This is a genomic window from Micromonospora sp. WMMA1947, from assembly GCF_027497355.1.
GTDB lineage: Bacteria > Actinomycetota > Actinomycetes > Mycobacteriales > Micromonosporaceae > Micromonospora.
In genome coordinates, this window is the sequence record NZ_CP114909.1 from 5,929,805 (window position 1) to 5,956,146 (window position 26,342).

28 protein-coding genes and 1 riboswitch are annotated in these 26,342 nt (G+C 73.7%); of the genes, 3 read left to right on the top strand and 25 right to left on the bottom strand.

What is annotated here, in order from left to right; all coding sequences use genetic code 11:
* Positions 1-37: 37 nt before the first annotated feature.
* Positions 38-391 carry an MmcQ/YjbR family DNA-binding protein gene (locus O7604_RS27795; protein WP_269700433.1) on the top strand — a complete coding sequence of 118 codons (354 nt, stop codon included), beginning with the start codon at positions 38-40 and terminating at the stop codon, positions 389-391.
* 48 nt (positions 392-439) lie between these two features.
* Here the strand turns inward: O7604_RS27795 and argH are convergent, their stop codons facing one another.
* The 25 genes from argH to rpe form a co-directional block, all read right to left on the bottom strand.
* Positions 440-1,903 carry an argininosuccinate lyase gene (gene argH / locus O7604_RS27800; RefSeq protein ID WP_281580013.1) on the bottom strand — a complete coding sequence of 488 codons (1,464 nt, stop codon included), beginning with the start codon at positions 1,901-1,903 and terminating at the stop codon, positions 440-442.
* 14 nt (positions 1,904-1,917) lie between these two features.
* Complete coding sequence (locus tag O7604_RS27805) at positions 1,918-3,123, bottom strand: argininosuccinate synthase (protein ID WP_281578303.1); 1,206 nt, start codon at positions 3,121-3,123, stop codon at positions 1,918-1,920.
* Complete coding sequence (locus O7604_RS27810; RefSeq protein WP_120570478.1) at positions 3,120-3,632, bottom strand: arginine repressor; 513 nt, start codon at positions 3,630-3,632, stop codon at positions 3,120-3,122. Before O7604_RS27810 ends, O7604_RS27805 begins: the two co-directional genes overlap by 4 nt.
* On the bottom strand, positions 3,629-4,555 hold the full coding sequence (gene argF / locus O7604_RS27815; RefSeq protein ID WP_281578304.1) for an ornithine carbamoyltransferase: 927 nt from the start codon (positions 4,553-4,555) through the stop codon (positions 3,629-3,631). The genes O7604_RS27810 and argF overlap by 4 nt, the downstream gene beginning before the upstream one ends.
* Complete coding sequence (locus O7604_RS27820) at positions 4,552-5,793, bottom strand: acetylornithine transaminase (RefSeq protein WP_281578305.1); 1,242 nt, start codon at positions 5,791-5,793, stop codon at positions 4,552-4,554. Before O7604_RS27820 ends, argF begins: the two co-directional genes overlap by 4 nt.
* Complete coding sequence (argB, locus tag O7604_RS27825) at positions 5,790-6,677, bottom strand: acetylglutamate kinase (protein ID WP_269700440.1); 888 nt, start codon at positions 6,675-6,677, stop codon at positions 5,790-5,792. The genes O7604_RS27820 and argB overlap by 4 nt, the downstream gene beginning before the upstream one ends.
* A complete protein-coding gene (gene argJ / locus O7604_RS27830) occupies positions 6,674-7,846 on the bottom strand; it encodes a bifunctional glutamate N-acetyltransferase/amino-acid acetyltransferase ArgJ (protein WP_269700442.1) in 1,173 nt (390 codons plus the stop codon). Before argJ ends, argB begins: the two co-directional genes overlap by 4 nt.
* Positions 7,843-8,844, bottom strand: coding sequence for an N-acetyl-gamma-glutamyl-phosphate reductase (argC, locus tag O7604_RS27835; protein ID WP_281578306.1), 1,002 nt, complete (start codon positions 8,842-8,844; stop codon positions 7,843-7,845). The genes argJ and argC overlap by 4 nt, the downstream gene beginning before the upstream one ends.
* A gap of 183 nt (positions 8,845-9,027) precedes the next feature.
* Positions 9,028-11,625: a phenylalanine--tRNA ligase subunit beta gene (locus tag O7604_RS27840; RefSeq protein WP_281578307.1), complete on the bottom strand. Its 2,598-nt coding sequence runs from the start codon at positions 11,623-11,625 to the stop codon at positions 9,028-9,030.
* Between the two features lie 26 nt (positions 11,626-11,651).
* On the bottom strand, positions 11,652-12,713 hold the full coding sequence (pheS, locus tag O7604_RS27845; RefSeq protein ID WP_281578308.1) for a phenylalanine--tRNA ligase subunit alpha: 1,062 nt from the start codon (positions 12,711-12,713) through the stop codon (positions 11,652-11,654).
* A gap of 168 nt (positions 12,714-12,881) precedes the next feature.
* Positions 12,882-13,766 (bottom strand): RNA methyltransferase, encoded by an 885-nt coding sequence (locus O7604_RS27850; RefSeq protein ID WP_269700448.1) that lies wholly within the window; start codon positions 13,764-13,766, stop codon positions 12,882-12,884.
* Positions 13,767-13,798: 32 nt separating this feature from the next.
* Complete coding sequence (gene rplT / locus O7604_RS27855; protein WP_043324928.1) at positions 13,799-14,191, bottom strand: 50S ribosomal protein L20; 393 nt, start codon at positions 14,189-14,191, stop codon at positions 13,799-13,801.
* A gap of 32 nt (positions 14,192-14,223) precedes the next feature.
* Positions 14,224-14,418, bottom strand: a complete 195-nt coding sequence (gene rpmI / locus O7604_RS27860) for a 50S ribosomal protein L35 (protein WP_026267805.1) — start codon at positions 14,416-14,418, stop codon at positions 14,224-14,226.
* A gap of 19 nt (positions 14,419-14,437) precedes the next feature.
* Positions 14,438-15,085, bottom strand: a complete 648-nt coding sequence (infC, locus tag O7604_RS27865; RefSeq protein ID WP_013285540.1) for a translation initiation factor IF-3 — start codon at positions 15,083-15,085, stop codon at positions 14,438-14,440.
* A gap of 325 nt (positions 15,086-15,410) precedes the next feature.
* Positions 15,411-15,884: a PH domain-containing protein gene (locus O7604_RS27870; RefSeq protein ID WP_269700450.1), complete on the bottom strand. Its 474-nt coding sequence runs from the start codon at positions 15,882-15,884 to the stop codon at positions 15,411-15,413.
* Entirely contained in the window at positions 15,881-16,843 is a 963-nt protein-coding gene (locus tag O7604_RS27875) for a DMT family transporter (RefSeq protein ID WP_269700452.1), read from the bottom strand. The genes O7604_RS27870 and O7604_RS27875 overlap by 4 nt, the downstream gene beginning before the upstream one ends.
* The gene (gene hisG / locus O7604_RS27880) at positions 16,840-17,685 is read right to left on the bottom strand and encodes an ATP phosphoribosyltransferase (protein ID WP_281578309.1); all 846 of its coding nucleotides are present in this window, start codon (positions 17,683-17,685) and stop codon (positions 16,840-16,842) included. The genes O7604_RS27875 and hisG overlap by 4 nt, the downstream gene beginning before the upstream one ends.
* Positions 17,686-17,728: 43 nt before the next feature.
* Positions 17,729-18,010, bottom strand: a complete 282-nt coding sequence (locus O7604_RS27885) for a phosphoribosyl-ATP diphosphatase (RefSeq protein WP_198039659.1) — start codon at positions 18,008-18,010, stop codon at positions 17,729-17,731.
* A gap of 26 nt (positions 18,011-18,036) precedes the next feature.
* A complete protein-coding gene (gene ribH / locus O7604_RS27890) occupies positions 18,037-18,534 on the bottom strand; it encodes a 6,7-dimethyl-8-ribityllumazine synthase (RefSeq protein WP_269700455.1) in 498 nt (165 codons plus the stop codon).
* A gap of 4 nt (positions 18,535-18,538) precedes the next feature.
* A complete protein-coding gene (locus O7604_RS27895; RefSeq protein ID WP_216933127.1) occupies positions 18,539-19,804 on the bottom strand; it encodes a bifunctional 3,4-dihydroxy-2-butanone-4-phosphate synthase/GTP cyclohydrolase II in 1,266 nt (421 codons plus the stop codon).
* Entirely contained in the window at positions 19,801-20,496 is a 696-nt protein-coding gene (gene pnuC / locus O7604_RS27900; RefSeq protein WP_281578310.1) for a nicotinamide riboside transporter PnuC, read from the bottom strand. The genes O7604_RS27895 and pnuC overlap by 4 nt, the downstream gene beginning before the upstream one ends.
* On the bottom strand, positions 20,496-21,107 hold the full coding sequence (locus O7604_RS27905) for a riboflavin synthase (protein WP_281578311.1): 612 nt from the start codon (positions 21,105-21,107) through the stop codon (positions 20,496-20,498). The genes pnuC and O7604_RS27905 overlap by 1 nt, the downstream gene beginning before the upstream one ends.
* Position 21,108: 1 nt before the next feature.
* Positions 21,109-22,170, bottom strand: a complete 1,062-nt coding sequence (ribD, locus tag O7604_RS27910; protein WP_269700460.1) for a bifunctional diaminohydroxyphosphoribosylaminopyrimidine deaminase/5-amino-6-(5-phosphoribosylamino)uracil reductase RibD — start codon at positions 22,168-22,170, stop codon at positions 21,109-21,111.
* 167 nt (positions 22,171-22,337) lie between these two features.
* Positions 22,338-22,510: riboswitch (FMN riboswitch) on the bottom strand.
* A gap of 73 nt (positions 22,511-22,583) precedes the next feature.
* Positions 22,584-23,540, bottom strand: a complete 957-nt coding sequence (locus O7604_RS27915; RefSeq protein WP_269700461.1) for a response regulator — start codon at positions 23,538-23,540, stop codon at positions 22,584-22,586.
* 1 nt (position 23,541) lies between these two features.
* A complete protein-coding gene (rpe, locus tag O7604_RS27920; protein WP_174534484.1) occupies positions 23,542-24,222 on the bottom strand; it encodes a ribulose-phosphate 3-epimerase in 681 nt (226 codons plus the stop codon).
* A 261-nt stretch (positions 24,223-24,483) separates the two neighbouring features.
* On the opposite strand from rpe, the gene O7604_RS27925 reads away from it, so the two are divergent.
* Positions 24,484-25,371, top strand: coding sequence for a septum formation family protein (locus tag O7604_RS27925; RefSeq protein WP_281578312.1), 888 nt, complete (start codon positions 24,484-24,486; stop codon positions 25,369-25,371).
* Positions 25,372-25,447: 76 nt separating this feature from the next.
* Positions 25,448-26,338, top strand: a complete 891-nt coding sequence (locus tag O7604_RS27930) for a septum formation family protein (protein WP_281578313.1) — start codon at positions 25,448-25,450, stop codon at positions 26,336-26,338.
* Positions 26,339-26,342: the final 4 nt, after the last annotated feature.

The window sequence follows — 26,342 nt, forward strand, 5'->3', positions numbered from 1 at the left end:
GGCGAGACTGTGCCGGACGACGGCACGAGAGGACGCGATGACGCGCGAGGAGATGCTGGCCTACTGCCTGGCCAAGCCGGGAGCCTGGCTCGACCGGCCGTGGGAGGGCGACGAGGTGGTGAAGGTGGGCAGCCGGATCTTCGCGTTCCTCGGCTCGCCCGAGGGTGAGGCGCGGGTCGGGGTGAAGTGCGGAGCGTCCCGGGAGGTGGCCGACGAGTGGCTGCACCGGTTCCCGGCCGACGCGCGCCCCTCCCCCTACATCGGCCGGTCGGGCTGGAACACGCTGCGGCTCTCCGCCGGCATCCCGGACGACGAGCTGATCGAGGCGGTCGACGGGTCGTACGACGCGGTGGTGGCCAAGCTCCCGAAACGCGAGCGCCCCACAGGTTGAGCAGTGTGATCCGGGGCAGGCGGATGCCTACCCCGGATCAGCGGTGACTCAGCGGGGGACGACCCGCTCGGCGGCCCACTCCCGCCAGCCGGTCAGCTTGTCCGCCGCGGCGGCGAGCTGGTCGGCCACCGGGCCGGGGCCGGTGGAGCCGGGCGTGATGCGGGCGGCCAGCGCCGAGCGCACCGAGAGCACGTCGCGCACCGACGGGTCCAGGTGCTCGCTCACCGCGGCGAGGTCGGCGTCGGACACCTCGTCCAGCGCGCACTCGCGGGCGGCGCAGAGCGCCACCAGCTTGCCGGTGATCTCGTGCGCGTCGCGGAACGGCACGTTGCGCCGCACCAGCCAGTCGGCGACCTCGGTCGCCAGCGAGAAGCCCGACGGCGCGCTGGCCACCAGACGGTCCACCCGGACCGTCATCGTGGAGATCATCCCGGCCAGCGCGGGCAGCAGCAGTTCCAGCGTGTCGACCGCGTCGAACGCCGGCTCCTTGTCCTCCTGCATGTCCCGGTCGTACGTCATGGGCAGGCCCTTGAGCATGGTGAGCACGCTCATCAGGCCGCCGACCAGCCGGCCGGACTTGCCCCGGGCCAGCTCGGCGATGTCCGCGTTCTTCTTCTGCGGCATGATCGACGAGCCGGTGGCGAAGGCGTCGTCCAGCTCGACCCAGCCGAACTCCTGCGACGTCCAGAGCACCACCTCCTCGCCGAGGCGGGACAGGTGCACGCCGATCATCGCGGTGACGAACAGGAACTCGGCCACGAAGTCGCGGTCCGCGACCGCGTCCATCGAGTTGGCGAACGAGGTGCGGAAACCCAGCTCCTTGGCGACCGCCACCGGGTCCAGCGGCAGCCCCGAGCCGGCCAGTGCGCCCGCGCCGAGCGGGCTGATCGCGGTCCGCTCGTCCCAGTCGCGCATCCGCTCCAGGTCGCGCAGCAGCGGCTGCACGTGGGCCAGCAGCCAGTGCCCGAACGTCACCGGCTGGGCGTGCTGCAGGTGCGTCATGCCCGGCGCGGCGGTGTCCACGTGCCGCTCCGCCTGCTCGACGAGGGCCTCGGCCAGCTCGACCAGCCGGGCGGCCACGCCGCGGGCGTGGTCGCGCAGGTAGAGCCGCAGGTCGGTGGCGACCTGGTCGTTGCGGGACCGGCCGGCGCGCAGCTTGCCGCCGAGGCTGCCGAGGCGCTCCAGCAGGCCGCGTTCCAGCGCGGTGTGCACGTCCTCGTCGTCCACGGTCGGGCGGAACGCCCCGGAGGCGCAGGCCGCCTCCAGGTCGTCCAGCGCCGCGAGCATCCGGCCCAGCTCGTCCGGGTCGAGCAGGCCGGCGCCGGCGAGGACCCGGGCGTGCGCGCGGGAACCGGCGATGTCGTACGGGGCGAGACGCCAGTCGAACTGGACGCTCACCGACAGCCGCGCGAGCGCCTCGGCGGGACCGCCGGCGAACCGGCCACCCCAGAGGCTCGTCCGGTTGGCGGGGGCGCTGTTCTCGGTCAGGCTCTTGTCGTCCACCCCACCCATTGTGGTGCCCCCCATCAGGCCCCTCCCATCCGGGCGTCCCGTTGCGCGGCCATCGTGCTGGGCAGTCCCCACAGTCGTACGAATCCCTTCGCCAGCGACTGGTCGAACGTGTCGCCGGTGTCGTAGGTGGCGAGACCGAAGTCGTAGAGGCTCGCCTCGGAGCGCCGGCCGGTGACCACCGCCCGGCCGCCGTGCAGGCGCAGCCGCACCTCGCCGCTGACGTGCCGCTGCGCGTCGTCGATGAACGCGTCCAGCGACCGCTTCAGCGGCGAGAACCAGAGCCCGTCGTAGACCAGTTCACCCCAGCGCTGGTCGACGCCGCGCTTGAACCGGGCGAGATCCCGCTCGACTGTGACCGCCTCCAGCTCCTGGTGGGCGGTGATCAGGGCGAGGGCGCCGGGTGCCTCGTACACCTCGCGGCTCTTGATGCCGACCAGCCGGTCCTCGACCATGTCGAGCCGGCCCACGCCGTGCGCCCCGGCGCGCCGGTTCAGCTCCCGGATCGCCTCGTAAGGCGTGACCGTCTCGCCGTCGATCGCGACCGGGACGCCGCCGTCGAACGTGATCACCACGTCGTCCGGGTCGCGTTCCGCCGCCGGGTCCTCGGTGTACGCGTAGAGGTCCTCGACCGGGGCGTTCCAGATGTCCTCCAGGAAGCCGGTCTCCACAGCCCGGCCCCACAGGTTCTGGTCGATCGAGTACGGCGACTTCGCCGACACGTCGATCGGCAGCCCCTTCTCCTGCGCGTACGCGATCGCCTTGTCCCGGGTCCAGGCGAAGTCCCGGGCCGGCGCGACGACCGTCAGGTCCGGCGCGAGGGCGGCCAGGCCGACCTCGAACCGGACCTGGTCGTTGCCCTTGCCGGTGCAGCCGTGCGACACGATCGTGCCGCCGTGGGCGCGCGCCGCCGCGACCAGGTGCTTGACGATCAGCGGCCGGGACAGCGCGGACACCAGGGGGTAGCGGTCCATGTAGAGGGCGTTGGCCCGGATCGCCGGCAGGCAGTAGTCGGCGGCGAACTCGTCGCGGGCGTCGACCACCTCGGACTCGACGGCGCCGCAGTCGAGCGCGCGCTGCCGGATCACGGCCATGTCCTCGCCGCCCTGGCCGACGTCCACGGCTACCGCGATCACCTCCGCGCCGGTCCGCTCGGCCAGGTACGGGATGGCGACCGAGGTGTCCAGGCCCCCGGAGTACGCCAGCACGACCCGCTCGGTCACGAGGTGCCCCCTTCGGCGGTGTCGTCGCGGCGGGCCCAGGCGGCGAGCCGCTCGCCCAGCGCGGCGCCGCCGTCGGCCTCGCGGGCCACGACGAGGATGGTGTCGTCGCCGGCGATGGTGCCGACGATCTCGGTCAGGCCGGCCCGGTCCAGCGCGCTGGCCAGGTACTGGGCGGCGCCCGGCGGCGTGCGCAGCACCGCGATGTTGCCGCTGGAGTCGACGCCGTTGAGCAGCTCACGCAGCAGCCGGACCAGCCGGGCCGGTGCGCCCTCGGCGTCGCGCAGCGGCCGGTGCCCGTCCTCCGGGATCAGGTAGACGCCGCGCCCGTCGCCGCCCCGCGCGGTCACCGCTCCCAGTTCCTTCAGGTCCCGCGACAGCGTGGCCTGGGTGACCTGGATGCCGTCCCCGGCGAGCAGGTCGGCCAGCTCGGTCTGCGAGTGGATGGGGGTGTCGCGGATCAGCTCGACGATGCGGGCGTGCCGCGCGGCGCGGGTCAGCGGAGCGGTCATGCGGATTCCTCCAGGAGAAACGTCAGCAGCGCCTTCTGGGCGTGCAGCCGATTCTCCGCCTGGTCGAACACCGCGCTGTGCGGGCCGTCGAGCGCCTCGTCGGTGATCTCCTCGCCCCGGTGGGCGGGCAGGCAGTGCAGCACGATCACGTCGGCGTCGGCGTACCCGAGCAGCGCGTCGTTGACCTGGTACGGCAGGAACGGGGTGATCCGGTCCAGCCCGTCGGACTCCTGCCCCATCGACGTCCAGGTGTCGGTGGCGACGACGTGCGCGCCGCGTACCGCCTTCGCCGGGTCGGTGAGCACCTGGACCGAGCCGCCGGTGGTGGCGGCGATCTTCTCGGCGCGGGCCACGATCTCCGGGTCCGGCTGGAAACCGGCCGGCCCGGCGATCCGCACGTGCATCCCGGCGGTCGCACCGGCCAGCAGGTACGAGTGGGCCATGTTGTTCGCCGCGTCGCCCACGTACGTGAGGGTCCGCCCGGCGGTGCCGCCGAAGCGCTCCCGCACGGTGAGCAGGTCGGCCAGCAGCTGGCAGGGGTGGTACGTGTCGGTGAGCGCGTTGACGACCGGCACCGTGGCGTGCGCGGCGACCTCGGCGATCCGGTCGTCGCCGTGGGTGCGCAGGACGATCGCGGCGACGTAGCGGGACAGCACCCGGCCGGCGTCGGCGAGCGTCTCGCCCCGCCCGAAGTGGGTGACCTGGGTGTCCACCACGAGCGGGTGCCCGCCCAGTTCGGCGATGCCCACGTCGAACGAGATCCGCGTGCGCAGGCTCTGCTTGTCGAACAGCACCGCCACCGACTTCGGCCCGGCCAGCGGCTGGTGCCCGTACCGGTCGGCCTTCATCCGGGCGGCGAGGTCGAGCACGGCGGCCTGCTCGGCGGGCGTGAGGTCGTCGTCGCGCAGGAAGTGGCGGATCATGCGGGAGCCTCCGTCGGGGTCGTGGCGTCGGACGCGGCGGCGGCGGTCGCTGCGGCGTCGGTGGAAGGGGGCGGCACGGCGGCGGACAGCGCGGCCGGCAGCGCGGCGAGGAACGCGTCGGCCTGCGCCGCGGTGAGGATCAGCGGCGGCGCGAGCCGGACCACGTCCGGCTGCACCGGGTTGACCAGGAAGCCCGCCTCGCGCAGCGCCGCCGCGGCAGCGCCGGAGACCGGCTGGTCGAGCACGACGCCCAGCAGCAGCCCGGCGCCGCGTACCTCGCGGACCAGCGGATGCCCGAGCGCCTCGACGCCGCGCCGCAGCCGCTCACCGATCCGCTTGACGTGGTCGAGCAGGCCCTCGTGGGCGATCGTGGAGACGACGGCGAGCGCGGCGGCGCAGCTGACCGGGTTGCCGCCGAACGTGGTGCCGTGCGAGCCGGGGGTGAGCAGGTCGGCGGCCCGCCCGAAGGCCAGGCAGGCACCCAGCGGCAGCCCGCCGCCGAGACCCTTGGCGAGGGTGATGACGTCCGGCTCGACGCCCTCGGCCTGGTGGGCGAACCAGTGGCCGGTCCGGCCGACGCCGGTCTGCACCTCGTCGAGCACCAGCAGCGCGCCGTGCGCGGCGGTGATCCGCCGGGCCGCGGCCAGGTAGCCGGGCGGCGGGACGACCACGCCGTTCTCGCCCTGGATCGGCTCGATGATCAGCATGGCGGTGTCGTCGGTGACCGCCTCTGCCAGCGCGTCGGCGTCGCCGAACGGCACATGTGTGACGTCGCCGGGCAGCGGGCGGAACGGGTCGGCCTTCGCCGGCTGCCCGGTCAGCGCCAGCGCGCCCATGGTCCGGCCGTGGAAACCGCCGTGGGTGGCGACCACGTGCCGGCGGCCGGTGAGCCGGGACAGCTTGAACGCCGCCTCGTTGGCCTCCGCGCCGGAGTTGGCGAAGAACACCCGGCCCGGGCGGCCGGCCAGCGCGAGCAGCAGCTCGGCCAGCGCCACCGGTGGCTCGGCGACGAACAGGTTCGACACGTGCCCGAGCGTCGCGACCTGCTTGCTGACGGCGGCCACCACCGCCGGGTGGGCGTGGCCGAGCGCGTTGACGGCGATGCCGCCGAGCAGGTCGACGTACTCGCGGCCGGTCTCGTCGACCACGACGGCGCCGGAGCCGGAGACGAGCGCCAGCGGCGGCGTGCCGTAGTTGTCCATCATGGTGGCGTTCCACCGCTGCAGAAGCGTGCTCATGAGTCGATCACCATGGTTCCGAAGCCTTCCGACGTGAACACTTCCAGCAGCGTGGAGTGGGCGACCCGGCCGTCGACGACGTGCGCGGCGGGCACTCCCCCGCGCACCGCCCGCAGGCAGGCCTCCATCTTCGGGACCATGCCCGACTCCAGGGACGGCAGCAGCTTCGCCAGGTCGTCCGCGGTGATCTCGCTGATCAGGCTGGACGTGTCGGGCCAGTTCGCGTACAGGCCCGGCACGTCGGTCAGCACGACCAGTTTGCGGGCGTCCAGCGCCACCGCGAGCGCGGCGGCGGCGGTGTCCGCGTTCAGGTTGTGCAGCACCCCGTCGGCATCAGGCGCGACGGTCGAGATGACCGGGATCCGGCCGGCGGCGATCAGGTCGGTGACCGCCGAGACGTTCACCGACTCCACGTCGCCCACCTGGCCCACGTCGACCGCTTCCCCGTCCACGTACGCGGGGCGGCGCACCGCGGTGAACAGCCCGGCGTCCTCACCGGAGAGGCCGACCGCGTACGGGCCGTGCGCGTTGATCAGCCCGACCAGTTCCCGGCCGACCTGACCGACCAGGACCATCCGGACCACGTCCATCGCCTCCGGGGTGGTGACCCGCAGGCCGCCCCGGAACTCGCTGGCGATGCCCAGGCGGCCGAGCATGGCGGAGATCTGCGGGCCACCGCCGTGCACCACGACCGGCTTGAGGCCGGCGTAGCGCAGGAACACCATGTCGGCGGCGAAGGCGCGCTGGAGTTCGGGGTCGACCATGGCGTTGCCGCCGTACTTGACCACGACGGTGGCGCCGGAGAAACGGGCCAGCCAGGGCAGCGCCTCGATCAGCGTGGCGGCCTTGGCCTGGGCCCGGGTGAGGTCAGCACTCAGATTCATGTGGAATAGGCCGAGTTCTCGTGGACGTACGCGTGGGACAGGTCGTTGGTCCAGATGGTGGCGGCATCGGCGCCGGCGTGCAGGTCGATCCGGACCGTGACGCCGCGGCCGGTGAGGTCCACCTTGGCGCGGTCCTCGGCGGCGGCACCGCCCCGGCACACCCAGATGCCGTTCACCGCGACGTCCACGGCGTCCGGCTCGAACACGGCGGCGGTCGTGCCGACCGCGGCGAGGATCCGGCCCCAGTTCGGGTCGTTGCCGAACAGCGCGGTCTTCACCAGGTTGTTGCGGGCCACCGTGCGGCCCACCTCGACCGCGTCGTCCTCGCTCGCCGCGCCGACCACCTCGATCGCGACCTCCTTGGTCGCGCCCTCGGCGTCGGCCAGGAGCTGCTGGGCCAGGTCGTGGCAGGCGGTGGTGACCGCGGCGGTCAGCTCGGCCTCGGTCGGCTCGATGCCGGAGGCGCCGCTGGACAGCAGCAGCACCGTGTCGTTCGTGGACATGCAGCCGTCGGAGTCGATCCGGTCGAACGTGATCCGGGTGGCGGCGCGCAGCGCGGCGTCCAGGGCGTCCGGCCCGGCCACCGCGTCGGTGGTGAGCACGCAGAGCATGGTGGCCATGGCCGGGGCGAGCATGCCCGCGCCCTTGGCCATGCCGCCGACGGTCCAGCCCGTACCCTGCGCCACTGTCGTCTTCGGCCGGGTGTCGGTGGTCATGATCGCCTCGGCGGCGGCCGGGCCGCCGTCGCGGGACAGGCCGCGCACCGCCTCGCGTACGCCGGGAAGAAGCTTGTCCATCGGCAGCCGCTCGCCGATCAGGCCGGTCGAGCAGACCGCCACCTCGCCGGCGCCGACGATCAGCCGCGCGTTCGCCGCGGTGATCGCGGCGGCGGTGTGCTCGGCGGTGGCGTGGGTGTCCTGGAAGCCGGCCGGGCCGGTGCAGGCGTTCGCGCCGCCGGAGTTGAGCACCACGGCGCGCACGACACCGCCGTGCACGACCTGCTGGCTCCAGAGCACCGGCGCGGCCTTGACCCGGTTGGCGGTGAAGACGCCCGCCACACCGGCGTCCGGGCCGTCGTTGATCACGAGGGCGACGTCGGCGGCGCCGGAGGACTTCAGTCCGGCCGCGACACCTGCGGCGCGGAACCCACGGGGGACGGTGACGCTCACGGGGCCACTCCAAACACGGACAGTCCGGTGGTCTCCGGGAGACCCACCATCAGGTTGGCGTTCTGCACGGCCTGACCGGCCGCGCCCTTGCCCAGGTTGTCGATCGCGCTGACCACGATCACCCGGCCCGAGTCGACGTCCACCGTCGCCTGGAGGTGGCAGGAGTTCGAGCCGGCGGTGGCGGCGGTGTGCGGCCAGGCCCCCTCGGGCAGCACGTGCACGAACGGTTCGTCGGCGTACGCGGCGGCCAGCACCGCGCGCGGGTCGGCGTCGCCGGTGGGCACGGCGGTGACGGTGGCCAGGATGCCCCGGGGCATCGGTGCGAGCACCGGGGTGAAGGACAGGCCGGTCGCGCCGGTGGCCTGCTTGATCTCCGGCACGTGCTGGTGCGCGCCCACCTTGTAGGGGGTCAGGTCGCCCATCACCTCGCTGCCGAGCAGGTGGGCCTTGGCGGCCCGGCCCGCGCCGGAGGTGCCGGAGGCGGCGACCACCACCACGTCGTCGGGGCGTACCGCGCCGGCCGCGATCAGCGGGGCCAGCGCCAGCGTGGTCGCCACGGCGTAGCAGCCGGTGCTGGCGACCCGCGTCGCGGCGGCGATCCCGGCCCGCTGTCCGGGCAGCTCGGGCAGCCCGTAGGTCCAGGTACCGGCGTGCTCGCCGCCGTAGTAGCGGGACCAGGCGACGGCGTCGCGCAGCCGGTGGTCCGCGCCGAGGTCGACCACCTTGACCGAATCGGGCAGCGTCGCGGCGAGCGCCGCGGACTGCCCGTGCGGCAGGGCCAGGAAGACCAGGTCCGCGTCGGCGAGGGTCGCCGGATCGGTCGCGGCGAACACCAGGTCGAGGCCCGCGAGGTGCGGGTGTACGGCGGTGACCGGTTGACCGGCCTGGCTGTGCGCGGTGGCGGCGATCAGCTCGAACTCGGGGTGACCGGCGAGCAGGCGCAGCAGTTCGCCTCCGGCGTACCCACTCGCCCCGGCCACAGCAAACCGAATGCCCATACCCACCTCCGCATGACTATGCAGAGAAGGGTACCGGTCGGGGCAGCGCCACCGCAAGGTCATACGGCGCGTTGCATAGCCATGAGATGGCGTTCACCCGCGGTTCGGGCGCCGCTCGCGCGCGCCGGTGTTGTTAAAAGGGGCCCCCTCCTCTACCGGAGGCGTTAAGAGGGGGCCCCTCCTTCAAGCGCCGCGCAGGGTGGCGCCGAAACGCTCGGCGGCGACAGCGACCGCCGCGTCGCGCGCGGCCACCGCCTCCTCGCCCGCGAGGGTCCGGTCCGGGGCGCGGAACGTCAGCTTGTACGCCAGCGACTTGCGTCCCGCACCGAGCTGCTCGGAGGTGTAGACGTCGAACAGCCGGACGTCCTCCAGCAGCGCGCCGGCGCCCTCGACCAGTGCCGCCCGCACGTCGGCCGCCGGCACCGAGTCGTCCACCACCAGCGCCACGTCGATCAGGGCCGGCGGGAACGTGGAGATGGTCGGTCCGGTCGCCAGCGGCGCGGCGGGCAGCGCGTCCAGGTCCAGTTCCATGGCGCTGGTACGCCGGGGCAGCTCCAGCGCGGCCAGCACGGCCGGGTGCAGCTCGCCGGCGTGGCCGACGACCACGTCGTCCACCACCAGTTCGGCGCAGCGGCCCGGGTGCCAGGGCGCGCGCTCCCCGGCCCGTACCGTCACCCGGTCGGCGGGGATCCCGGCGGCGTCGAGCACCGCCCGGCCCGCCTCGATCGCGTCCGCCCAGCCGGCCGTGCGGCCCACGCCCCACCAGCCGGCCGGTTCGATCTCACCGGTGAGCGCCACCGCGACGTGCCGCGGCTGGGCGGGCACCACCGCGTCGGCGGCGGCGAACTCCTCGTCCGTGGGCCGCCGGTCCACGCCCATGGCGGGCGGGGCGCCGGCGCCGGGACGCGGGTGGAAGACGGTGCCGATCTCGTAGATCGCCACGTCCCGCTGGCCCCGGCCGACGTTGCGCTTGACGATGCCGAGCAGCGGGCCGAGCAGCGTGGTGCGCAGCAGCGGCTCCTCCTCCGACAGCGGGTTCGCCAGCCGTACCGCGGGGCGGCGGGGGTCGTCGGCGGGCAGGCCGAGCTGGTCGACCAGTTCCGGCGCGACGAACGGCTGTGCCAGCACCTCGACATAGCCGCGCTCGGCGAGGGAACGGGCGACGGCCCGGCGGCGCTGCTGCTGCCAGGTCAGGCCCCGGCCGGGCGGCGCGGTGGGCAGCACCGACGGCACCCGGTCGTAGCCGTCGAGGCGCACCACCTCCTCCACCAGGTCGGCCGGGTCGGTCAGGTCGGGCCGCCAGCTCGGCGGCGTCACGGTCAGCACCTCGCCACCCCCGGCGGCGGAACCGCCACCGGTGGTCGTGCCGACGCTGCCCGGGTCCTCGGCGAGCCGGTCGGCGCCGCGGGTGACGGTGCAGCCGACCTGCTCCAGCAGCTCCACCACCCGGTCCGGCGAGTAGGTCACGCCGACCCGGCGCGACGGCAGGTCCACCGGCAGCGTCACCGGCGTACGCGGCGCGACGTGGTCGATGTCGAGCACCTCGGCGCCCGCGGTGCCGCCGGCGAGGTCGGTGAGCAGCCGGACCGCCTTCTCCAGCGCGACGAGCGGCAGCGCCGGGTCCACGCCCCGTTCCCACCGCTTCGCGGCCTCGCTGAACAGCTTGTGCCGCCGCGCGGTACGGCCGACGGTGGCCGGATCCCAGTGCGCTGCCTCGAACAGCACGTTCGTGGTGGAGGCGAGCACCTCGCTGGTCTCGCCGCCCATCACCGCGGCCAGCGAGATCGGAACGCCGGCGTCCTCGCCTGCGAGGGCGTTGGGCAGCCCAGCGTCGCAGATGACCAGGTCCTCGGCGGACAGCGTGCGGTTCACCCCGTCCAGCGTGGTCAGCTTCTCCCCCGCCTCGGCGCGGCGCACCACGAGCGTCCCGGCGATCCGGTCCGCGTCGAAGGCGTGCATCGGCTGGCCGAGTTCGAGCATCAGGTAGTTGGTGATGTCGACGGCGAGCGAGATGCTGCGCACCCCGGCCACGGTGAGGCGCTGCCGCATCCAGCCGGGCGTCTCCACGGTCGGGTCGACGCCGCGCACCATCCGCGCCGCGAACCGGTCGCAGCCGACCGGGTCGCGGACCTCCACCGGGTACGCCGGCTCGGCGGTCGCGCCGGGCGCGGGCGCGTCGGCCGGGTCGCGGAACGGCACGCCGAGCGCGTGCGACAGCTCCCGGGCGATGCCGCGCACGCTCAGCGCGTACCCGCGGTCCGGGGTGATCTCCATCTCGACCACGACGTCGTCCAGGCCGACGACGGGCCGGGCGTCGTCGCCGGGCTGCGCCTTGACGTCCTCGGGCAGCACGACGATGCCCGAGTGGTCGTCGCCGAGCCCCAGCTCCTGCGCGGAGCAGATCATGCCGTGGGAGTTGCGCCCGTACGTCTTGCGCGCGCCGATGGCGAACCCGCCGGGCAGCACCCCGCCGGGGAGGATCACCACGACCTTGTCGCCCACGGCGAAGTTGCGCGCCCCGCAGACGATCTCCTGCGGCTCGCCGGTGCCGTTCGCGGCACCGACGTCCACCCGGCAGAAGCGGATCGGCTTCTTGAAGCCGGTCAGCTCCTCGATCTCCAGAACCTCGCCGACGACGAGCGGGCCGGTGACCGACTCGCGCAGGTCCACGACGGACTCGACCTCGATGCCGAGGTCGACCAGCGCCTGCTCCAGGTCACCGGTGGGCAGGTCGACCGGGAGGTCCACGTACTCCCGCAGCCAACTGACAGAGACTCGCATGACTGTTAAACCACCGTTCCCGTAGCTCAGGCGCCGAACGCGCGGGTGAACCGCACGTCGCCCTCGGCCATGTCCCGCATGTCACTGACGCCGTGCCGGACCATCACGGTCCGGTCGATGCCCATGCCGAACGCGAATCCGGAGTAGACCTCCGGGTCGATGCCGCAGGCGCGCAGCACCCGCGGGTTGACCATGCCGCAGCCGCCCCACTCGACCCACTGCGGACCGTCCCGGTGCTCCGGGAACCAGACGTCGAACTCCGCCGACGGCTCGGTGAACGGGAAGTAGTGCGGCCGCCAGCGCGTCTTCGCGCCCTCGCCGAACATGGCCCGGGCGAAGTGGTCGAGCGTGCCGCGCAGGTGCGCCATGGTGATGCGCTTGTCCACCACCAGACCCTCGACCTGGTGGAAGACCGGCGCGTGGGTGGCGTCCAGCTCGTCGGTGCGGTAGACCCGGCCCGGCACCACCACGTAGATCGGCGGCTTGCGGCTGAGCATGGTGCGCGCCTGCACCGGCGACGTGTGCGTGCGCAGCACCAGGCCACTGCCCTCAGGTGCGATGTGGAACGTGTCCATCAGACCGCGCGCCGGGTGGTCGGCCGGGATGTTCAGCGCGTCGAAGTTGGTCCACTCCAGCTCGACCTCGGGGCCCTCGGCCACCTCGTAGCCCATGCCGATGAACAGATCGCTGATCTGCTCCATCAGCACACTGAGCGGGTGGCGGGCGCCGCGCGGCCGGCGGTCGTACGGCAGGGTCACGTCGACCCGCTCCTCGACCAGCACCCGCGCGGCCCGTTCCCGGTCCAGGATCTCCTGCCGGGCGGCGTACGCGGACTCGATCGCCCGGCGGGCCTCGTTGACCCGCTTGCCGGCGTCGGCCTTCGCGGCCGGCGGCAGCGCGCCGATCTCCCGGCGGGCCAGCGACACCGGGGACCGGTCACCGAGGTGCGCGGGGCGCAGCGCGGTGAGCGCGTCCGGGTCGGCGGCCCCGGCGAACGCCTTCTCGGCGTCGGCCACTGCTCCGGCCAGGGCGTCCGGGTCGAGCAGGGCGACCTGCTTCGGGTCGTACGGATCGTTGCGGTAGCTCATGGTGAACGGGCACTCCCTCACGGCGGCGCCGACCCTCACGGGTGGCTAGGCGAGTCTACGGACGCGCGGCTTCGCCGCAGCCCGCCGGTGGGGAGTCGTGCAGGGGGAAGGGTCAGGCCCGCCGCCCGCCGACACCGGCGGGCTGGCTAAACGAACGCCGTGGCGCGTTCATGACGAGGCGGACTCCCCTGCTGTGTCGTGCGTGACCGTGGGCCGACGCAGTGCTCTCGCGGAAGAATACAGGCAGACGGCCGCCGCCGCAGCCAGATTGAGACTCTCCGCGCGCCCGTGCAGCGGCACCCGGACCCGGGCGTCGGCGGCGTCGGTCAGCTCCTCGGGCAGGCCGTGCGCCTCCGAGCCGAACAGCCACGCGGTGGGTGCGGCCAGCCGTCCGGCGTCGGCGAGGTCGTCCAGGTCGCTGTCGCCGTACCCGGTGGTGGCGAAGACGGTGAGGCCGGCGGCCCGCAGCGCCTCGACTGCGGCGAGCGGGTCGGCGGCGCGCACCACGTCGACGTGGAAGAGGCTGCCGGCGGAGGCCCGCACGCACTTGCCGTTGTAGGGGTCGACCGCCTCGCCCGCGAAGACCACGGCGCCCGCGCCCGCCGCGTCGGCGGTGCGCAGCACCGTCCCGGCGTTGCCCGGGTCGCGGATCCCGGCGAGCACCGCGACCAGTCGCGGCCCGCGCGCCACGGCCTGCTCCAGGGGTACGTCGAGGTGGCGGCACACCGCCACCAGGCCCTGCGGGGCGACGGTCTCGGCCAGCGCGGCCAGCGCGTCGTCGGTCACCTCGGAGACCGGCACGTCGGCCCGGGCGGCGGCGGCCGCGAGGTCGGCGTACCTGTCGAGTGCCGCCGGGGTGCCGAACAGCTCGACCACGGTGCCGGTGCGGGCGAGCGCCTCCCGGACCGCCTGCGGCCCCTCGGCCAGGAACCGGCCGGCCTGGTCGCGGTCGCGACGGCGCTGCAGCCGCCGGGCCGCCACGATCCTCGGGGTACGCGGGGTGAACGGTCCGGGAACGGCGTCGAGGCGCCTCCCCTGCGAATGTGACTGCATGGGAGACGCCTCGATCTGCCGTACGGGGTGGGTCAGGCGGCCTGAGCCGCGGCGCCACCGGTGCCCTCGGCCGCCACGGCGGCGCGGGCCAGCTCGACGATCGCCGCGAACGAGGCGGCGTCGTTGACGGCCATGTCGGCCAGGATCTTCCGGTCGACCTCGATGCCGGCCAGGCGCAGGCCCTGGATCAGCCGGTTGTAGGTCAGGCCGTTGGCCCGGGCGCCGGCGTTGATCCGCTGGATCCAGAGCTGCCGGAAGTCGCCCTTGCGGTCGCGACGGTCCCGGTAGGAGTACTGCATCGAGTGCAGCACCTGCTCCTTGGCCTTGCGGTACAGCCGGGAGCGCTGACCGCGGTAGCCGCTCGCGGTCTCCAGCAGGGTACGACGCTTCTTCTGGGCGTTCACAGCCCGCTTGACGCGTGCCATCTCAACTCCTTCTTCGGTTCAGGTGGCTCGCGTCAGCGGCCGAGCAGCTTCTTGATGCGCTTGACGTCGGCCTTGGCCAGCTCGACGGTGCCGGTCAGCCGACGGGTCTGGGTGCTGGGCTTCTTCTCCAGGTTGTGGCGAAGGCCGGCCTGCTGGGCAACGATCTTGCCCTTGCCGGTCACCTTGACCCGCTTGCCCATACCCGTGTGGCTCTTCATCTTCGGCATTGGAACGTCTTCTCCCCTGTTACTGGCCGCTGGTCTCAGCGGTCGTGCCGGTCTCACCGGCTGCTGCGGTCTCGCCGGCCGCCGGGGTCTCGCCGGCCGGAGCGGCCGGTTCCTCCGCTGCCCGGTCACGCGGTCCACCGCGGGACGCCGTGGCGGCGACCGCGGAGGCCTTGACGGCCCGGTGCGGAGCGAGAACCATGATCATGTTTCGGCCGTCCTGCTTCGGCGCGGCCTCGACGTATCCAAGGTCCGTGATCTCGGACTCGAGCCGGCGCAGGAGCCGGTAACCCAGCTCCGGGCGGCTCTGCTCCCGACCGCGGAACATGATCGTCACCTTGACCTTGTCGCCGGCCTTGAGGAACCGCACCACGTGACCCTTCTTGGTCTCGTAGTCGTGCGGGTCGATCTTCGGCCGGAGCTTCATCTCCTTGATGACGGTCTGCTGCTGGTTACGCCGCGCTTCGCGCGCCTTGAGTGCGCTCTCGTACTTGAACTTGCCGAAGTCCATGAGCTTGCACACCGGCGGGCGCGCCATCGGCGCAACCTCGACCAGGTCCAGGTCGACGTCCGCGGCCAGCTGCAGGGCGCGCTCCAGCGGGACGATGCCCACCTGCTCACCCTCAGGACCGACCAGTCGGACCTCACGTGCCCGGATCTGCTCGTTCACGCGTGGTTCGACGCTGATGGGGCCTCCTCGAGTCGAGTCTCCTACGGTGCCGACTCCGTGGGCTCCCGGGTGGGAGCCGACCCGGAAAGCAGAAGGCCCCGGCGTATGCCAGGGCCCACTCGACCGGTCGGCACGATCACAGGATCGCGCATCCGGCGTCGGGACATGCCCGAAACCGGGGACCGGACCCGGCCACCGTGGCGGCGACTCGGGTGGGAGCGGGCGCTCCGCTTCACGACCGCCCGCGCGTCAGGGACGGGGGCAGTCTGGTCGACTCCGCAACACTACACCCTCGGCCCAGGCCCGCCCAAACCGGGCTCCCTGGTCAGCGGGGTGCCGACTGGCCGGCGGACAGCGCCGCCAGGTGCGCCTGGTGCAGGCGGCGCAACGCGCGGACCGCCTCGACCGCGCTCTCCTTGTCGGCGGCCTGCAACGCGACCATCGGCAGCAGGTCGTCGTCGTGCAGCTCCAGGCTGGCCCACGGGGCGCCCCGGTCGAACCGGACCCCCCGGATCACCTCCCAGGGCAGCTCGTACGAGCTGATCACGTTGCGCACCCGGACGCCCTTGGCGTCGGCGATCACGCGCGGGCGGGTGAACAGCAGGAAGCCGAGCGCGCCGAAGACGCCCAGGCCGATCATGGCGAACTGGTCGCCGCGCTGGAACGTGCCGTAGCCGTTGCCGGTGGCGCCGGTAAGCGACGTCGCGACGAGGCTGAACACCACGACCAGCGTGACGGCCGACACCCAGCAGACGACCCGGATGCGGCGGGGTCGCACGGTCACCACGGAATCGCTCACCCGACCAGTCTGCCATCCGGTTCGCGCGCGCCTTCGGCCGCCACACGGTCCGGGCCGCGCCGGCCCAGCCCGGTGACCACCACGGCGAGCAGCGTGAGCAGGGCGCCGGCCAGCACCGGCAGCCGGACACCGGGCCCACCGGGCAGGACCAGGTCCAGCAGCAGCGCGCCGCCGAGCTGCCCGGCCACCAGCGCCAGGCCGGTGCGCAGCACCCCGGCGGCGCGTACCCCGACCAGCAGCGAGAGCACGATGCCGACGCCGAGCAGGCCGCCGACGTAGAGCCACCACTGGCCGGGCCAGCGGGGCTGGCTCGCGAGCGCGCCGGTCAGCGCCGCCACCGCGCCGATCACCACGGTGCTGACCGCGAAGTTGACGGCGAGCCCGGCGGCCGGGCCCACGGTGGCGGCGACGCGGCCGTTGAGCGCGGACTGCGTCGCCACCGCCAGCCCGCCCAGGACGCAGAGCAGCACCAGCCCGACCGCCAGGTCACCGACCGGGCGGCCGAGCTGCGCGAGCGCGACAGCGCCGACGCCGAGCACCGCACCGCCGACCCGGGGCACTGTGAGCGGCATCCGCCCGGTCGCGGCCAGCCCGGCCCGGTCCACCGCCAGGCCGCCGAGGCTGCCGCCGGCCACCTGGGCGATCGTGAACACCGCCACCCCGAGCACCGGCACCACCACCGGCGCGACCAGCACGATCACCGCGCCGCCCACCCCGCCCAGGTACGCCCACCAGGGCAGCCCGGAGCGGCGCAGCCCGGCCAGCCCGGCACGCATCGACGGCAGCGCCACGACTCCGGCCAGCACCAGCAGGCAGCCGCCGAGGTTGTTGACGACCGCGCCGAGGACCGGGGCGCCGGTCCGCTCCCCCATCTCGGCGTTGACCGCGCCCTGGGCGGCCGAGGCCACGCCACCGGCCACGACCACGGCGAGCGCGGCCGGAAGCGGCAGCGGCCTCACAGCCGGCAGGCGTGGATGTTGGTGACCAGGATCGCGCGGGCGCCGAGCTCGTACAGCTCGTCCATGATCCGGTGCACGTCGTCGCGGAGCACCATCGCCTGCACCGCGACCCAGCCCTCCCGGTGCAGCGGCGAGACGGTCGGCGACTCGATGCCGGGGGTCAGCGAGCTGGCCCGGTCCAGCAGGCCGGCCGGTACGTCGTAGGCGAGCATCACGTACCGGCGGGCGACGAGCACGCCGTGCAGGCGGCGCAGCAACTGCTCCTGCTGGGGGCCGCCGGGCGCGCCGGCGCGGCGGACCAGCACCGCCGAGGAGCGCAGCAGCGGCTCGCCGAAGACCACCAGGCCGGCCTGGCGCAGCGTCGCGCCGGTCTCCACCACGTCGGCGATCACGTCGGCCACGCCGAGGCGGATGGCGTTCTCCACCGCGCCGTCCAGGCGGATCACGTCGGCCTTGACTCCCGTCTCGGCCAGGTGCCGCTCGACCAGACCGGGGTACGCGGTGGCGATCCGGTGCCCGCCGAGCTGCTGGACCGTGGCCACGTCGTCGGGCCGGGCGGCGAACCGGAACGTGGCCCGCGCGAAGTCGAGGTCGAGGATCTCCTCGGCCGGCGCGCCGGAGTCGATCAGCAGGTCGCGGCCGGTGATGCCGACGTCCAGGTCGCCGGAGCCGACGTAGGTGGCGATGTCCTTGGGGCGCAGGTAGAAGAACTCGATGTCGTTGGGCTCGTCCCGGCAGACCAGGTCCTTCGGGTCGGTGCGCTGGCGGTAGCCCGCCTCGCGCAGCATCCCGGCGGCCTTCTCGGCCAGGGCGCCCTTGTTGGGTACTGCGACACGCAGCATGGGAGTGCTCCTTCGTTCGATCGGATGATCAGCGGACGGGCACTCAGAGATGTCGGTAGACGTCCTTCAGTTCCAGGCCGGTGGCGAGCATCAGCACCTGCGCCTGGTAGAGCAGCTGGGAGATCTCCTCGGCGGCCCGCTCCGGGCCCTCGTGCTCGGCGGCCATCCACGACTCGGCCGCCTCCTCGACGACCTTCTTGCCGATGAAGTGCACGCCCTTGGCGAGCGCCTCCACGGTGCCCGAGCCCGGGGTGCCGGCGGCGGCCTTGGCCTGCAGCTCGGCGAACAACTCCTCGAACGTCTTCACGGAAGGCGATTCTTCCAGCCGCTCCCGGTGACGGGCCGGGTGGGTCAGGCGAAGCCGACCCGGTGGGCGGACTGGGCGTCGAGGGCGCGCACGGCCAGCGCGGCGTCCAGCGCGGCGACTGTCGCCGACCAGCCCTTGTCCTCGGCCGAGCCGGGCAGCCCGGCCCGGTCCCGGGCCTGCTCGATGGTGTCCACGGTGAGCACCCCGTGCGCCACCGGCTTGCCCTCGTCCAGCGCCACCCGGGTCAGCCCCTCGGTGACCGACTGGCACACGTAGTCGAAGTGCGCCGTCGCGCCACGGACCACCACGCCGAGCGCGACGACCACGTCGAAGCGGCGGGCCATCGCCTGGGCCACCACCGGCAGCTCCACCGAGCCCGCCACCCGGGCCACCACGGCCCGCGCCCCGCACGCCTGCGCGGCGGCCACGGCCCGCTCGGTCATGTGGTCGGTCAGGTCGCCGTGCCACCGGGCGGCCACCACGCCGACAGTCATCCCGGCGGCGTCCACCGCGCTCACGCCCGGCTCACCGAAACCCGCCATCGCCCTACGCTCCGATCTCGTCACCGGCGACCGGGCGGCCCATCGGCGCCTCGGTCACCTCGTCCAGTCCGTCCAGCAGGTGACCCATCCGGTCCCGCTTGGTGCGCAGGTAGCGCACGTTCTCCGGGTTGGACCGCACGGGCAGCCCCTCCCGCCCGGTCACGGTGAGGCCGTATCCCTCCAGCCCGGCCCGTTTGGCCGGGTTGTTGGTCAGCAGCCGCATCGACCGCACGCCCAGGTCGTAGAGGATCTGCGCGCCGGTGCCGTAGTCGCGGGCGTCGGCCGGCAGGCCCAGGTCGAGGTTCGCGTCCACGGTGTCGCGGCCCTGGTCCTGGAGCTGGTACGCCTGGAGCTTGTGCAGCAGGCCGATGCCCCGGCCCTCGTGCCCGCGCACGTAGAGGACCACACCGCGTCCCTCCGCGGCGACCCGGGCCAGCGCGGCCTGCAACTGCGGCCCGCAGTCGCAGCGCAGCGAGCCGAACACGTCGCCGGTGAGGCACTCGGAGTGCACCCGCACCAGCACGTCCCGCCCGTCGCCCAGGTCGCCCATGACCAGCGCGACGTGCTCGGCCGGGTCGTGCTCGGCGCGGTAGCCGAGCGCCCGGAACACGCCGTACGGGGTGGGCATCCGCGCCTCGGCGGCCAGCTCGACCTGCTTCTCGGTACGCCGCCGGTAGGCGATCAGGTCCGCGATGGTGACCAGCGTCAGCCCGTGCTCGGCGCAGAACTTCTCCAGGTCCGGCAGGCGCATCATGGTGCCGTCGTCGTTCACCAGCTCGCAGAGCACGCCGGCCGGGCGCAGCCCGGCCAGCCGGGTCAGGTCCACCGCCGCCTCGGTGTGCCCGGGCCGGCGCAGCACCCCGCCGGCGCGGGCGCGCAGCGGCACCACGTGACCGGGCCGGGCCAGGTCGGTGGGGCCGGTGGCGGCGTCGGCGAGCAGCCGGATGGTGTGCGACCGGTCGGCGGCCGAGATGCCGGTGCTGACGCCCTCCCGGGCGTCCACCGTCACCGTGTACGCGGTGCCCCGCCGGTCCTGGTTCGTGTGGTGCATCGGCGGGAGGTCGAGCCGGTCGCACTCGTCCTCGGTCAGCGGCACGCAGATGTAGCCGGAGGTGTAGCGGACCATGAACGCGACCAGCTCCGGGGTGGCCAGCTCGGCCGCGAAGATCAGGTCGCCCTCGTTCTCGCGGTCCTCGTCGTCGACCACCACCACCGGACGCCCGGCGGCGATGTCCGCCACCGCCTGCTCGATCGAACCGAACGTGCTCATGCCACGGCCTCCGAGTACGTCGCCGGGATCGGGGCGGGCGCGGTCGCGACGGCCCGGGAGGTGCGCCACCAGCTGTACAGGCCGGCGGCGCAGAACGCGCCGTAGACCAGGTACATGGCGGCCGACGGGTAGAAGCCGCCGCGCAGCAGCAGCGGTACGCCGACCGCGTCGACGGCGATCCAGATCAGCCAGAACTCGACCCAGCCGCGGGCCATGCCGTAGGTGGCGAGCAGGCTGCCGACCAGGATCCAGGCGTCCGGCAGCGGCCCCCACGAGCCGAGCGCGGCGAGCACCGGGTACGCGGCGGCGGTGCCGACGACGGCGGCGACGAGCAGGCCGAGCCGCTCCGGCCAGGTGGCCCAGCGCGGCACCACGGCCGGCTGGTCCCCGCCACCGCCGCGCCGGTTGCGCGACCAGCGCCACCAGCCGTACACGCTGACGGTGAAGAAGAAGACCTGCCGGCCGGCCTGGCCGTAGAGGTCGTGCGCCTGCGGGGTGACGAAGACGCCGCCGAGGAACACGGTGAGCAGCAGCGCGTTGCCGATCATGCCGACCGGCCAGGCCCAGACCACCCGGCGCAGCCCGAGCAGCGCCGAGGCGAGCCCGAAGCCGTTGCCGACGATCTCCCGGACCAGCACCGGCGAACCGGCCACGTGCACCTGGGCGTCGAGCAGCCAGCCGAGCGGGCCCATCACCGCGCACCCCCCGCGCTCCGGTCGCCGAGCAGCCGCTCGACGTACTTGGCCAGCACGTCCACCTCGAGGTTGACCGGGTCACCGACCTGCTTGCTGCCGAGCACCGTGAGTTTGAGCGTGGTGGGGATCAGACCGACCGAGAACCAGTCGTCGCCGGCCTCGGCGACGGTCAGGGACACGCCGTCGACGGTGATCGAGCCCTTCTCCACGACGTACCGGGCCAGCCCGGCGGGCAGCCGGAACCGCACGGTCTCCCACTGCGCGGCCGGCTCCCGGGCGACGATCTCACCGACGCCGTCGACGTGACCCTGCACCAGGTGCCCGCCGAGGCGGCTGTTGAGCGCGGCGGCCCGTTCCAGGTTGACCGGGTCGCCGGGGCGCAGCGCGCCCAGCGCGGTGCGGCGCAGCGTCTCGCCCATCACGTCGGCGGTGAAGACACCGCCGTCGACGTCGACCACGGTGAGGCAGACGCCGTTGACCGCGATCGAGTCGCCGTGCCGGGCGTCCGAGGTGACGAGCGGGCCGCGGATGGCGACCAGCGCGGAGTCGTCCCCGGTCTCGGTGCTCCGGACGATCTCGCCCAGTTCCTCGACGATGCCGGTGAACATGTCAGGCCTCCCTCTTCCGGGGCAGCGCGGTGATCCGCAGGTCGGGACCGACCCGCGTAACGTCGGTGATCTCCAGGTCGATGGCGTCGGCGATGGTCGTCACGCCGGCGTCGCGCAGCGCGGTCGGGCCGGCGCCGAGCAGCTTCGGCGCGACGTACCCGACGATCTTGTCGACCAGGCCGGCGGCGAGGAACGCGCCGGCCAGCGTGGGCCCGCCCTCCAGCAGCGCGGCCCGCACGCCCCGGTGGTGCAGCTCCGCGAGCAGCGCCGCCAGGTCGACCCGGCCGTCCGGGCCGGCGCCGACCTCCGCGGCGGTGGCCACCCAGGTGCGGGCGGCGCCGTCGCGGACCCGGGCGTCGGCCGGGGTACGCCCCGAGCTGTCCACCACCACCCGCAGCGGCTGCCGGATGGCGAGCGTGCCGTCGCGCAGGTTGCGTGCGGTGAGGCGGGGGTCGTCGGTGAGGACGGTGCCCACCCCGGCGAGCACCGCGTCGACGGTGCCGCGCAGCGCGTGCACGTCGATCCGGGCCGCCTCGGAGGTGATCCACATGCTGGTGCCGTCGGCGGCGGCGGAGCGCCCGTCGAGCGTGGCCGCGTACTTCCAGATCACGTACGGCCAGCCCCGGCGCATCGAGGTGAGCCAGGCCACGTTGCCGGCCTCGGCCTCCTGGCCGCGTACCCCCAGATCGACCTGGACCCCGGCGGCGCGCAGCGTGGCCGCGCCGCCGGAGGCGACCGGGTTGGGGTCGGGGACGGCGATCACCACGCGGGACACCCCGGCGGCGATGAGCGCGTGGCTGCAGGGGCCGGTGCGGCCGGTGTGGTCGCAGGGTTCGAGGGTGACCACAGCGGTGCCGCCGCGGGCGCGCGTGCCGGCCTGGGCCAGCGCGACGATCTCCGCGTGCGGGCCGCCGGCGTACGCGTGGAAGCCCTCGCCGACGACCTCGCCGTCGGCGCCGAGCAGCACGCAGCCGACCACCGGATTGGGGCTCGTGGCGCCGAGGCCGCGCGCGGCCAGTTCGATGGCACGACGCATCGCCTCGTCGACGGAGACGCTCGCCATGGCCGCCTGTCCTCCCGCTCGCCGGTCACGCGCGGGCGGTTCGGGAGCAGCGGCACGAAGGCCGCGGACACGCGGCGGCGGGAAACCCGGGGACGGCAGTGCCGACCCCGGGGAGCCCACGCGGCGGCTGAGGGTGCTCAGCGGCCGGCAGGGGCCTCCCCCGTTCCGCGCGCTGTCTCCCATCCGGACTTTCTGGGGGCGGACGAGCCGCACCCCAACCGTCGGCCCCGGATTCTCACCAGGTCCACCGTCCGGCCGAAGCCGTCCGGGTCGCGGGCTTACCACGGTCGGACCGTGGATCACCGCCGGTTCGGAATTTCACCGAGCCCCGCCAGCGCGTGGTGGGTACACGGGAAGTCTTACACGTTCCGCCCGGCCGTGCGCCACAGAGGCGAGCTACCTCACAGGGCCGGTCAGGTGACGCCGCGACGGCGGTCCACCGCCACGTACGAGCCGGGCTGGCTCTTGGCCACTGTCTTCATCTCCGAGGCCACCGCGATCGCCTCCAGCGGGTCGGTGAACCGCTTGCCGGAATCGGACAGCGACACGCCGATGGAGAGCGTGACGAGCGCGGCGCGGCGGATGTTCCCGCGCCGGTCCTTCAGCTCGACGAAGCCGCGTTCCCGGTCGGTGGCGTCGTAGAGCGCGTCCGCGGCCTTCTCGAAGTCGACCACGGCCCGGCTGGTCAGCGGCCGGACCTGGTTGGGGGCGCAGACGATGACGAAGTCGTCGCCGCCGACGTGGCCGAGGAACGCCGGTGGCAGCCCGATCGACACCACCGCCCGGTGCAGGCTGCGGGCCAGGGCGGAGATGAACTCGTCGCCGCGCACGAAGCCGTACCGGTCGTTGACGCTCTTGAACCGGTCGATGTCGATGTAGCCGACGGCGTAGTCGACGCCGTTGCGCACCCGGTCGCTGATCTCCCGCCGGATCCGGCTGTTGCCGGGCAGGCCGGTCAGCGGCGAGACCTCCCGGAACTCCTTGTTGCGCCGCAGCGTGGAGTTGACCCGGGCCACCAGTTCCAGCGTGTCGAACGGCTTGACCAGGTAGTCGTCCGCGCCGACGCTGAGCCCGTTGACCTTGTCCTGGGTCATCCCCTTGGCGGTGAGCATGATCACCGGCAGGGCCGAGGTCATCGGGTCGGCGCGCAGCCGCCGGGTCAGTTCCAGCCCGTCGATGCGCGGCATCATCAGGTCGACCACGGCGAGGTCGGGCCGCTGCCGCTCGATGATCTCCAGCGCCTCCTGGCCGTCGGCGGCGTGCAGCACCTCGAAGCCGTGCAGGCGCAGGTTGAACTCGACGAAGCGGGCGATGTCCTCGTCGTCGTCGACGACGAGGATCACGTCGGGTCGCTCGCCGGCCGGGTCCATCTCAGGCCCCGGTCATCGCGCGTTCCGCCAGGCCCCGCAGGCGGCGTACCGCCTCCGCGGGATCGTCAGCGCCGTAGACGGCGGTGCCCGCGACGAACGCGTCGGCGCCGGCCGCGGCGGCCTGCTCGATGGTGTCCGCGGCGATGCCGCCGTCGACCTCGATGCGCAGCTCCAGGTGCCCGCTGTCGACGTGCCGGCGGGCCGCGCGCACCTTGTCCAGCAGTTGCGGCAGGAAACGCTGGCCGCCGAAGCCGGCCTTGATCGTCATGATCAGCAGCGTGTCGAAGCTCGGCAGCAGCTCCAGGTACGGCTCGATCGGAGTGTCCCGGTCGATCGCCAGCCCCGCCTTCGCCCCGGCCGAGCGCAGGTCCTTCGCGAGCGCCACCGGGTCGTCGCACGCCTCGGCGTGGAACGTGACGTTGTACGCGCCCGCGTCGGCGTACCCGGGCGCCCAGCGGCGCGGGTCCTCGATCATCAGGTGCACGTCGAAGGGGATCTCCGTGACGGCACGCAGGCTCTGCACCACCGGCAGCCCGATGGTCAGATTGGGCACGAAGTGGTTGTCCATGACGTCCACGTGCAGCCAGTCGGCGGCGGGCTCCACGGCACGGACCTCGTCGGCGAGGCGGGCGAAATCGGCGGCCAGGATGCTGGGCGCGACGATCGGCGGCGGTACTGTCACCGGGCCAGTGTACGAACGCGGTGATCCGGAGGTAGCGGCACGGCTCCCGGAGCGACAGCTGGTGATCCTTCCGTGACCGATGGTGCATCATCGGGCCGTCCGGCGAGAAATTCGGCACGAATAGTCGCCGGTGACTGGCCGATCGATTGAAAGGTGACGAAACTCCTACAGGGACGGTCACGTATGCTGCACGCCCGGGCGCGGGGGACGCCGGTCGGGCCTATGACGACCGGCTGTCATCTCTCCCGGAAGGGGCGGACGATGCGACGGTGGCTCCACGTGCTCGCGCTGGCCGGCGCCGCGACGGTGGTGCTCGCGGGATGCGCACAGGCGCACCGGGCCGACGGCGACCTGATCGACGACTGGGCGGCACTGCCGGTGCCGCAACTGTTCGTCCCGGCGACCGAGGCGTGCCTGCCCCGGCTGAGCACCGTGGTGTCCGCCGCCACGTACGAGACGGTGAACTGCGCGGGCAGCCACCTGGCCGAGACCGTGCACGTCGGCCGGTTCACCGGGCCGGAGGCGCAGGGCGTACGCCCGGAACCGGGCTCGCCGGCGCTGCGGACCGCGCGCGCCGAGTGCGACCAGCGGGCGCGGGAGATGATCGGCGGGGACTGGCACGCCGCCCGGCTCACGCTGAACATCGCGCTGCCGACGGTGACCGCCTGGGCGTCCGGCGCCCGCTGGTTCCGGTGCGACCTGGCCGAGACCGACAGCATCGACAACACCCGCCCGGTCAACCGGGTCGGCAGCCTGCGGGGCGCGCTCGTCGGCGACAACCCGCTGGTGCACAGGTGCTTCGACCCGAAGCTGATCGGCCAGAACCTCAACTACATGGCCCCGGTGCTGTGCACCGAACCGCACCGGGCGGAGTTCGTCGGCGTCTACGAGGAACGCGACATGAGCTGGGCGGAGTTCACCCGCGGCGCGCCCACCACGCACCGGCGCTGCATGACGCTGATCGCCGCGTTCGCCGAGGTGCCGGACAACGCCGAGCTGCCGTACCGGGCCGGGTCCATCTTCTACCCGCCGTCGGAGCGGGAGTGGGAGGAGGGCGACCGGGGCGTGCGCTGTTTCCTGTGGAGCGACGACCGCAAGCTGAACCGCTCGGTGCGCGGAGCCGGGCCCGAGGGACTCCCGGTGACCTGAGCGACTGCCGTATGCTGCACCGCCGAGGCGTACCGGTCGGCCGGACGGCTCCGGACGACGGGGGAGGTCGGTCGGGATGCGGCGATGGTGGACGGCGGTCACCGTGGGCGCGGTGATGGCGCTGGCGCTCGGCGGCTGCGCCGCGCCGGCCGGGGTCGACAGGGACCTGACCGACGACTGGCCCGCGTTCGCCGCGCCCGTCGGTTTCGTGCCGCAGTCCGGCGCCTGCCATCCCACCGTCGCCGACGTCGGATACCTCAGCGGCTACCAGCCGGTCGACTGCGCCGCCCCGCACCGCACCGAGACACTGCACGTGGGCACGATGACCGGGGCGGAGGCGGAGCGTTCCGCGCCGCCGCGCACCGGATCGGCCGGGATGCGCGCCGCGCACGCCGACTGCGGCCGGCAGGTCACCCGCGCCGTCGGCGCGGACTGGCGCTCCGGGCGGCTGCGACTGGCGGTGGTCTTCCCGTCGGCGCTGGCGTGGTCCGGCGGGGCCCGCTGGTACCGCTGCGACGTCGCCGAGGTGACCGATCTGGACGAGGGCGCCGTGGCCCAGCGCACCGGAAGCCTGCGCGGGGCGCTCAAGCCCGGCTCGAAGCTCGCGCTCGGCTGCTTCAACCCGAAGCTGCGCAAGGACGAGGTGGAGTCGATGCGGCCGGTGGCCTGCACCAGCAAGCACCACGCCGAGTTCGTCGGCGTCTACCAGGCGCCGGACATCAGCTACGCGGAGTTCGACCGCACGCCGCTGCGCACGCACAAGGCCTGCCGGGGCCTGATCGCCAAGTACGCCGGGCTGCCGAACGACGGCAACATGCAGTACCGGGCCGGGACCATCATCTACCACCCGTACGAGGAGCAGTGGCGCGACGGGGACCGGGGCGTGCAGTGCTTCCTGTGGGTCTCCGGGCGGACGCTGACCAAGTCGGTCAAGGGCGCGGGCGCCAAGGCGCTGCCGATCAACTGAGACC

What these genes read in the sequence shown, in the direction of transcription:
- O7604_RS27795 (WP_269700433.1), top strand. Translation starts at nt 38, where the DNA reads ATGACGCGCGAGGAGATGCTGGCCTACTGCCTGGCCAAGCCGGGAGCC.
- argH (WP_281580013.1), bottom strand. Translation starts at nt 1,903, where the DNA reads ATGGGTGGGGTGGACGACAAGAGCCTGACCGAGAACAGCGCCCCCGCC.
- O7604_RS27810 (WP_120570478.1), bottom strand. Translation starts at nt 3,632, where the DNA reads ATGACCGCTCCGCTGACCCGCGCCGCGCGGCACGCCCGCATCGTCGAG.
- argF (WP_281578304.1), bottom strand. Translation starts at nt 4,555, where the DNA reads ATGATCCGCCACTTCCTGCGCGACGACGACCTCACGCCCGCCGAGCAG.
- O7604_RS27820 (WP_281578305.1), bottom strand. Translation starts at nt 5,793, where the DNA reads ATGAGCACGCTTCTGCAGCGGTGGAACGCCACCATGATGGACAACTAC.
- argB (WP_269700440.1), bottom strand. Translation starts at nt 6,677, where the DNA reads ATGAATCTGAGTGCTGACCTCACCCGGGCCCAGGCCAAGGCCGCCACG.
- argC (WP_281578306.1), bottom strand. Translation starts at nt 8,844, where the DNA reads ATGGGCATTCGGTTTGCTGTGGCCGGGGCGAGTGGGTACGCCGGAGGC.
- O7604_RS27840 (WP_281578307.1), bottom strand. Translation starts at nt 11,625, where the DNA reads ATGCGAGTCTCTGTCAGTTGGCTGCGGGAGTACGTGGACCTCCCGGTC.
- pheS (WP_281578308.1), bottom strand. Translation starts at nt 12,713, where the DNA reads ATGAGCTACCGCAACGATCCGTACGACCCGAAGCAGGTCGCCCTGCTC.
- O7604_RS27850 (WP_269700448.1), bottom strand. Translation starts at nt 13,766, where the DNA reads ATGCAGTCACATTCGCAGGGGAGGCGCCTCGACGCCGTTCCCGGACCG.
- rplT (WP_043324928.1), bottom strand. Translation starts at nt 14,191, where the DNA reads ATGGCACGCGTCAAGCGGGCTGTGAACGCCCAGAAGAAGCGTCGTACC.
- rpmI (WP_026267805.1), bottom strand. Translation starts at nt 14,418, where the DNA reads ATGCCGAAGATGAAGAGCCACACGGGTATGGGCAAGCGGGTCAAGGTG.
- hisG (WP_281578309.1), bottom strand. Translation starts at nt 17,685, where the DNA reads ATGCTGCGTGTCGCAGTACCCAACAAGGGCGCCCTGGCCGAGAAGGCC.
- ribH (WP_269700455.1), bottom strand. Translation starts at nt 18,534, where the DNA reads ATGGCGGGTTTCGGTGAGCCGGGCGTGAGCGCGGTGGACGCCGCCGGG.
- O7604_RS27895 (WP_216933127.1), bottom strand. Translation starts at nt 19,804, where the DNA reads ATGAGCACGTTCGGTTCGATCGAGCAGGCGGTGGCGGACATCGCCGCC.
- pnuC (WP_281578310.1), bottom strand. Translation starts at nt 20,496, where the DNA reads ATGGGCCCGCTCGGCTGGCTGCTCGACGCCCAGGTGCACGTGGCCGGT.
- O7604_RS27905 (WP_281578311.1), bottom strand. Translation starts at nt 21,107, where the DNA reads ATGTTCACCGGCATCGTCGAGGAACTGGGCGAGATCGTCCGGAGCACC.
- ribD (WP_269700460.1), bottom strand. Translation starts at nt 22,170, where the DNA reads ATGGCGAGCGTCTCCGTCGACGAGGCGATGCGTCGTGCCATCGAACTG.
- O7604_RS27915 (WP_269700461.1), bottom strand. Translation starts at nt 23,540, where the DNA reads ATGGACCCGGCCGGCGAGCGACCCGACGTGATCCTCGTCGTCGACGAC.
- O7604_RS27925 (WP_281578312.1), top strand. Translation starts at nt 24,484, where the DNA reads ATGCGACGGTGGCTCCACGTGCTCGCGCTGGCCGGCGCCGCGACGGTG.
- O7604_RS27930 (WP_281578313.1), top strand. Translation starts at nt 25,448, where the DNA reads ATGCGGCGATGGTGGACGGCGGTCACCGTGGGCGCGGTGATGGCGCTG.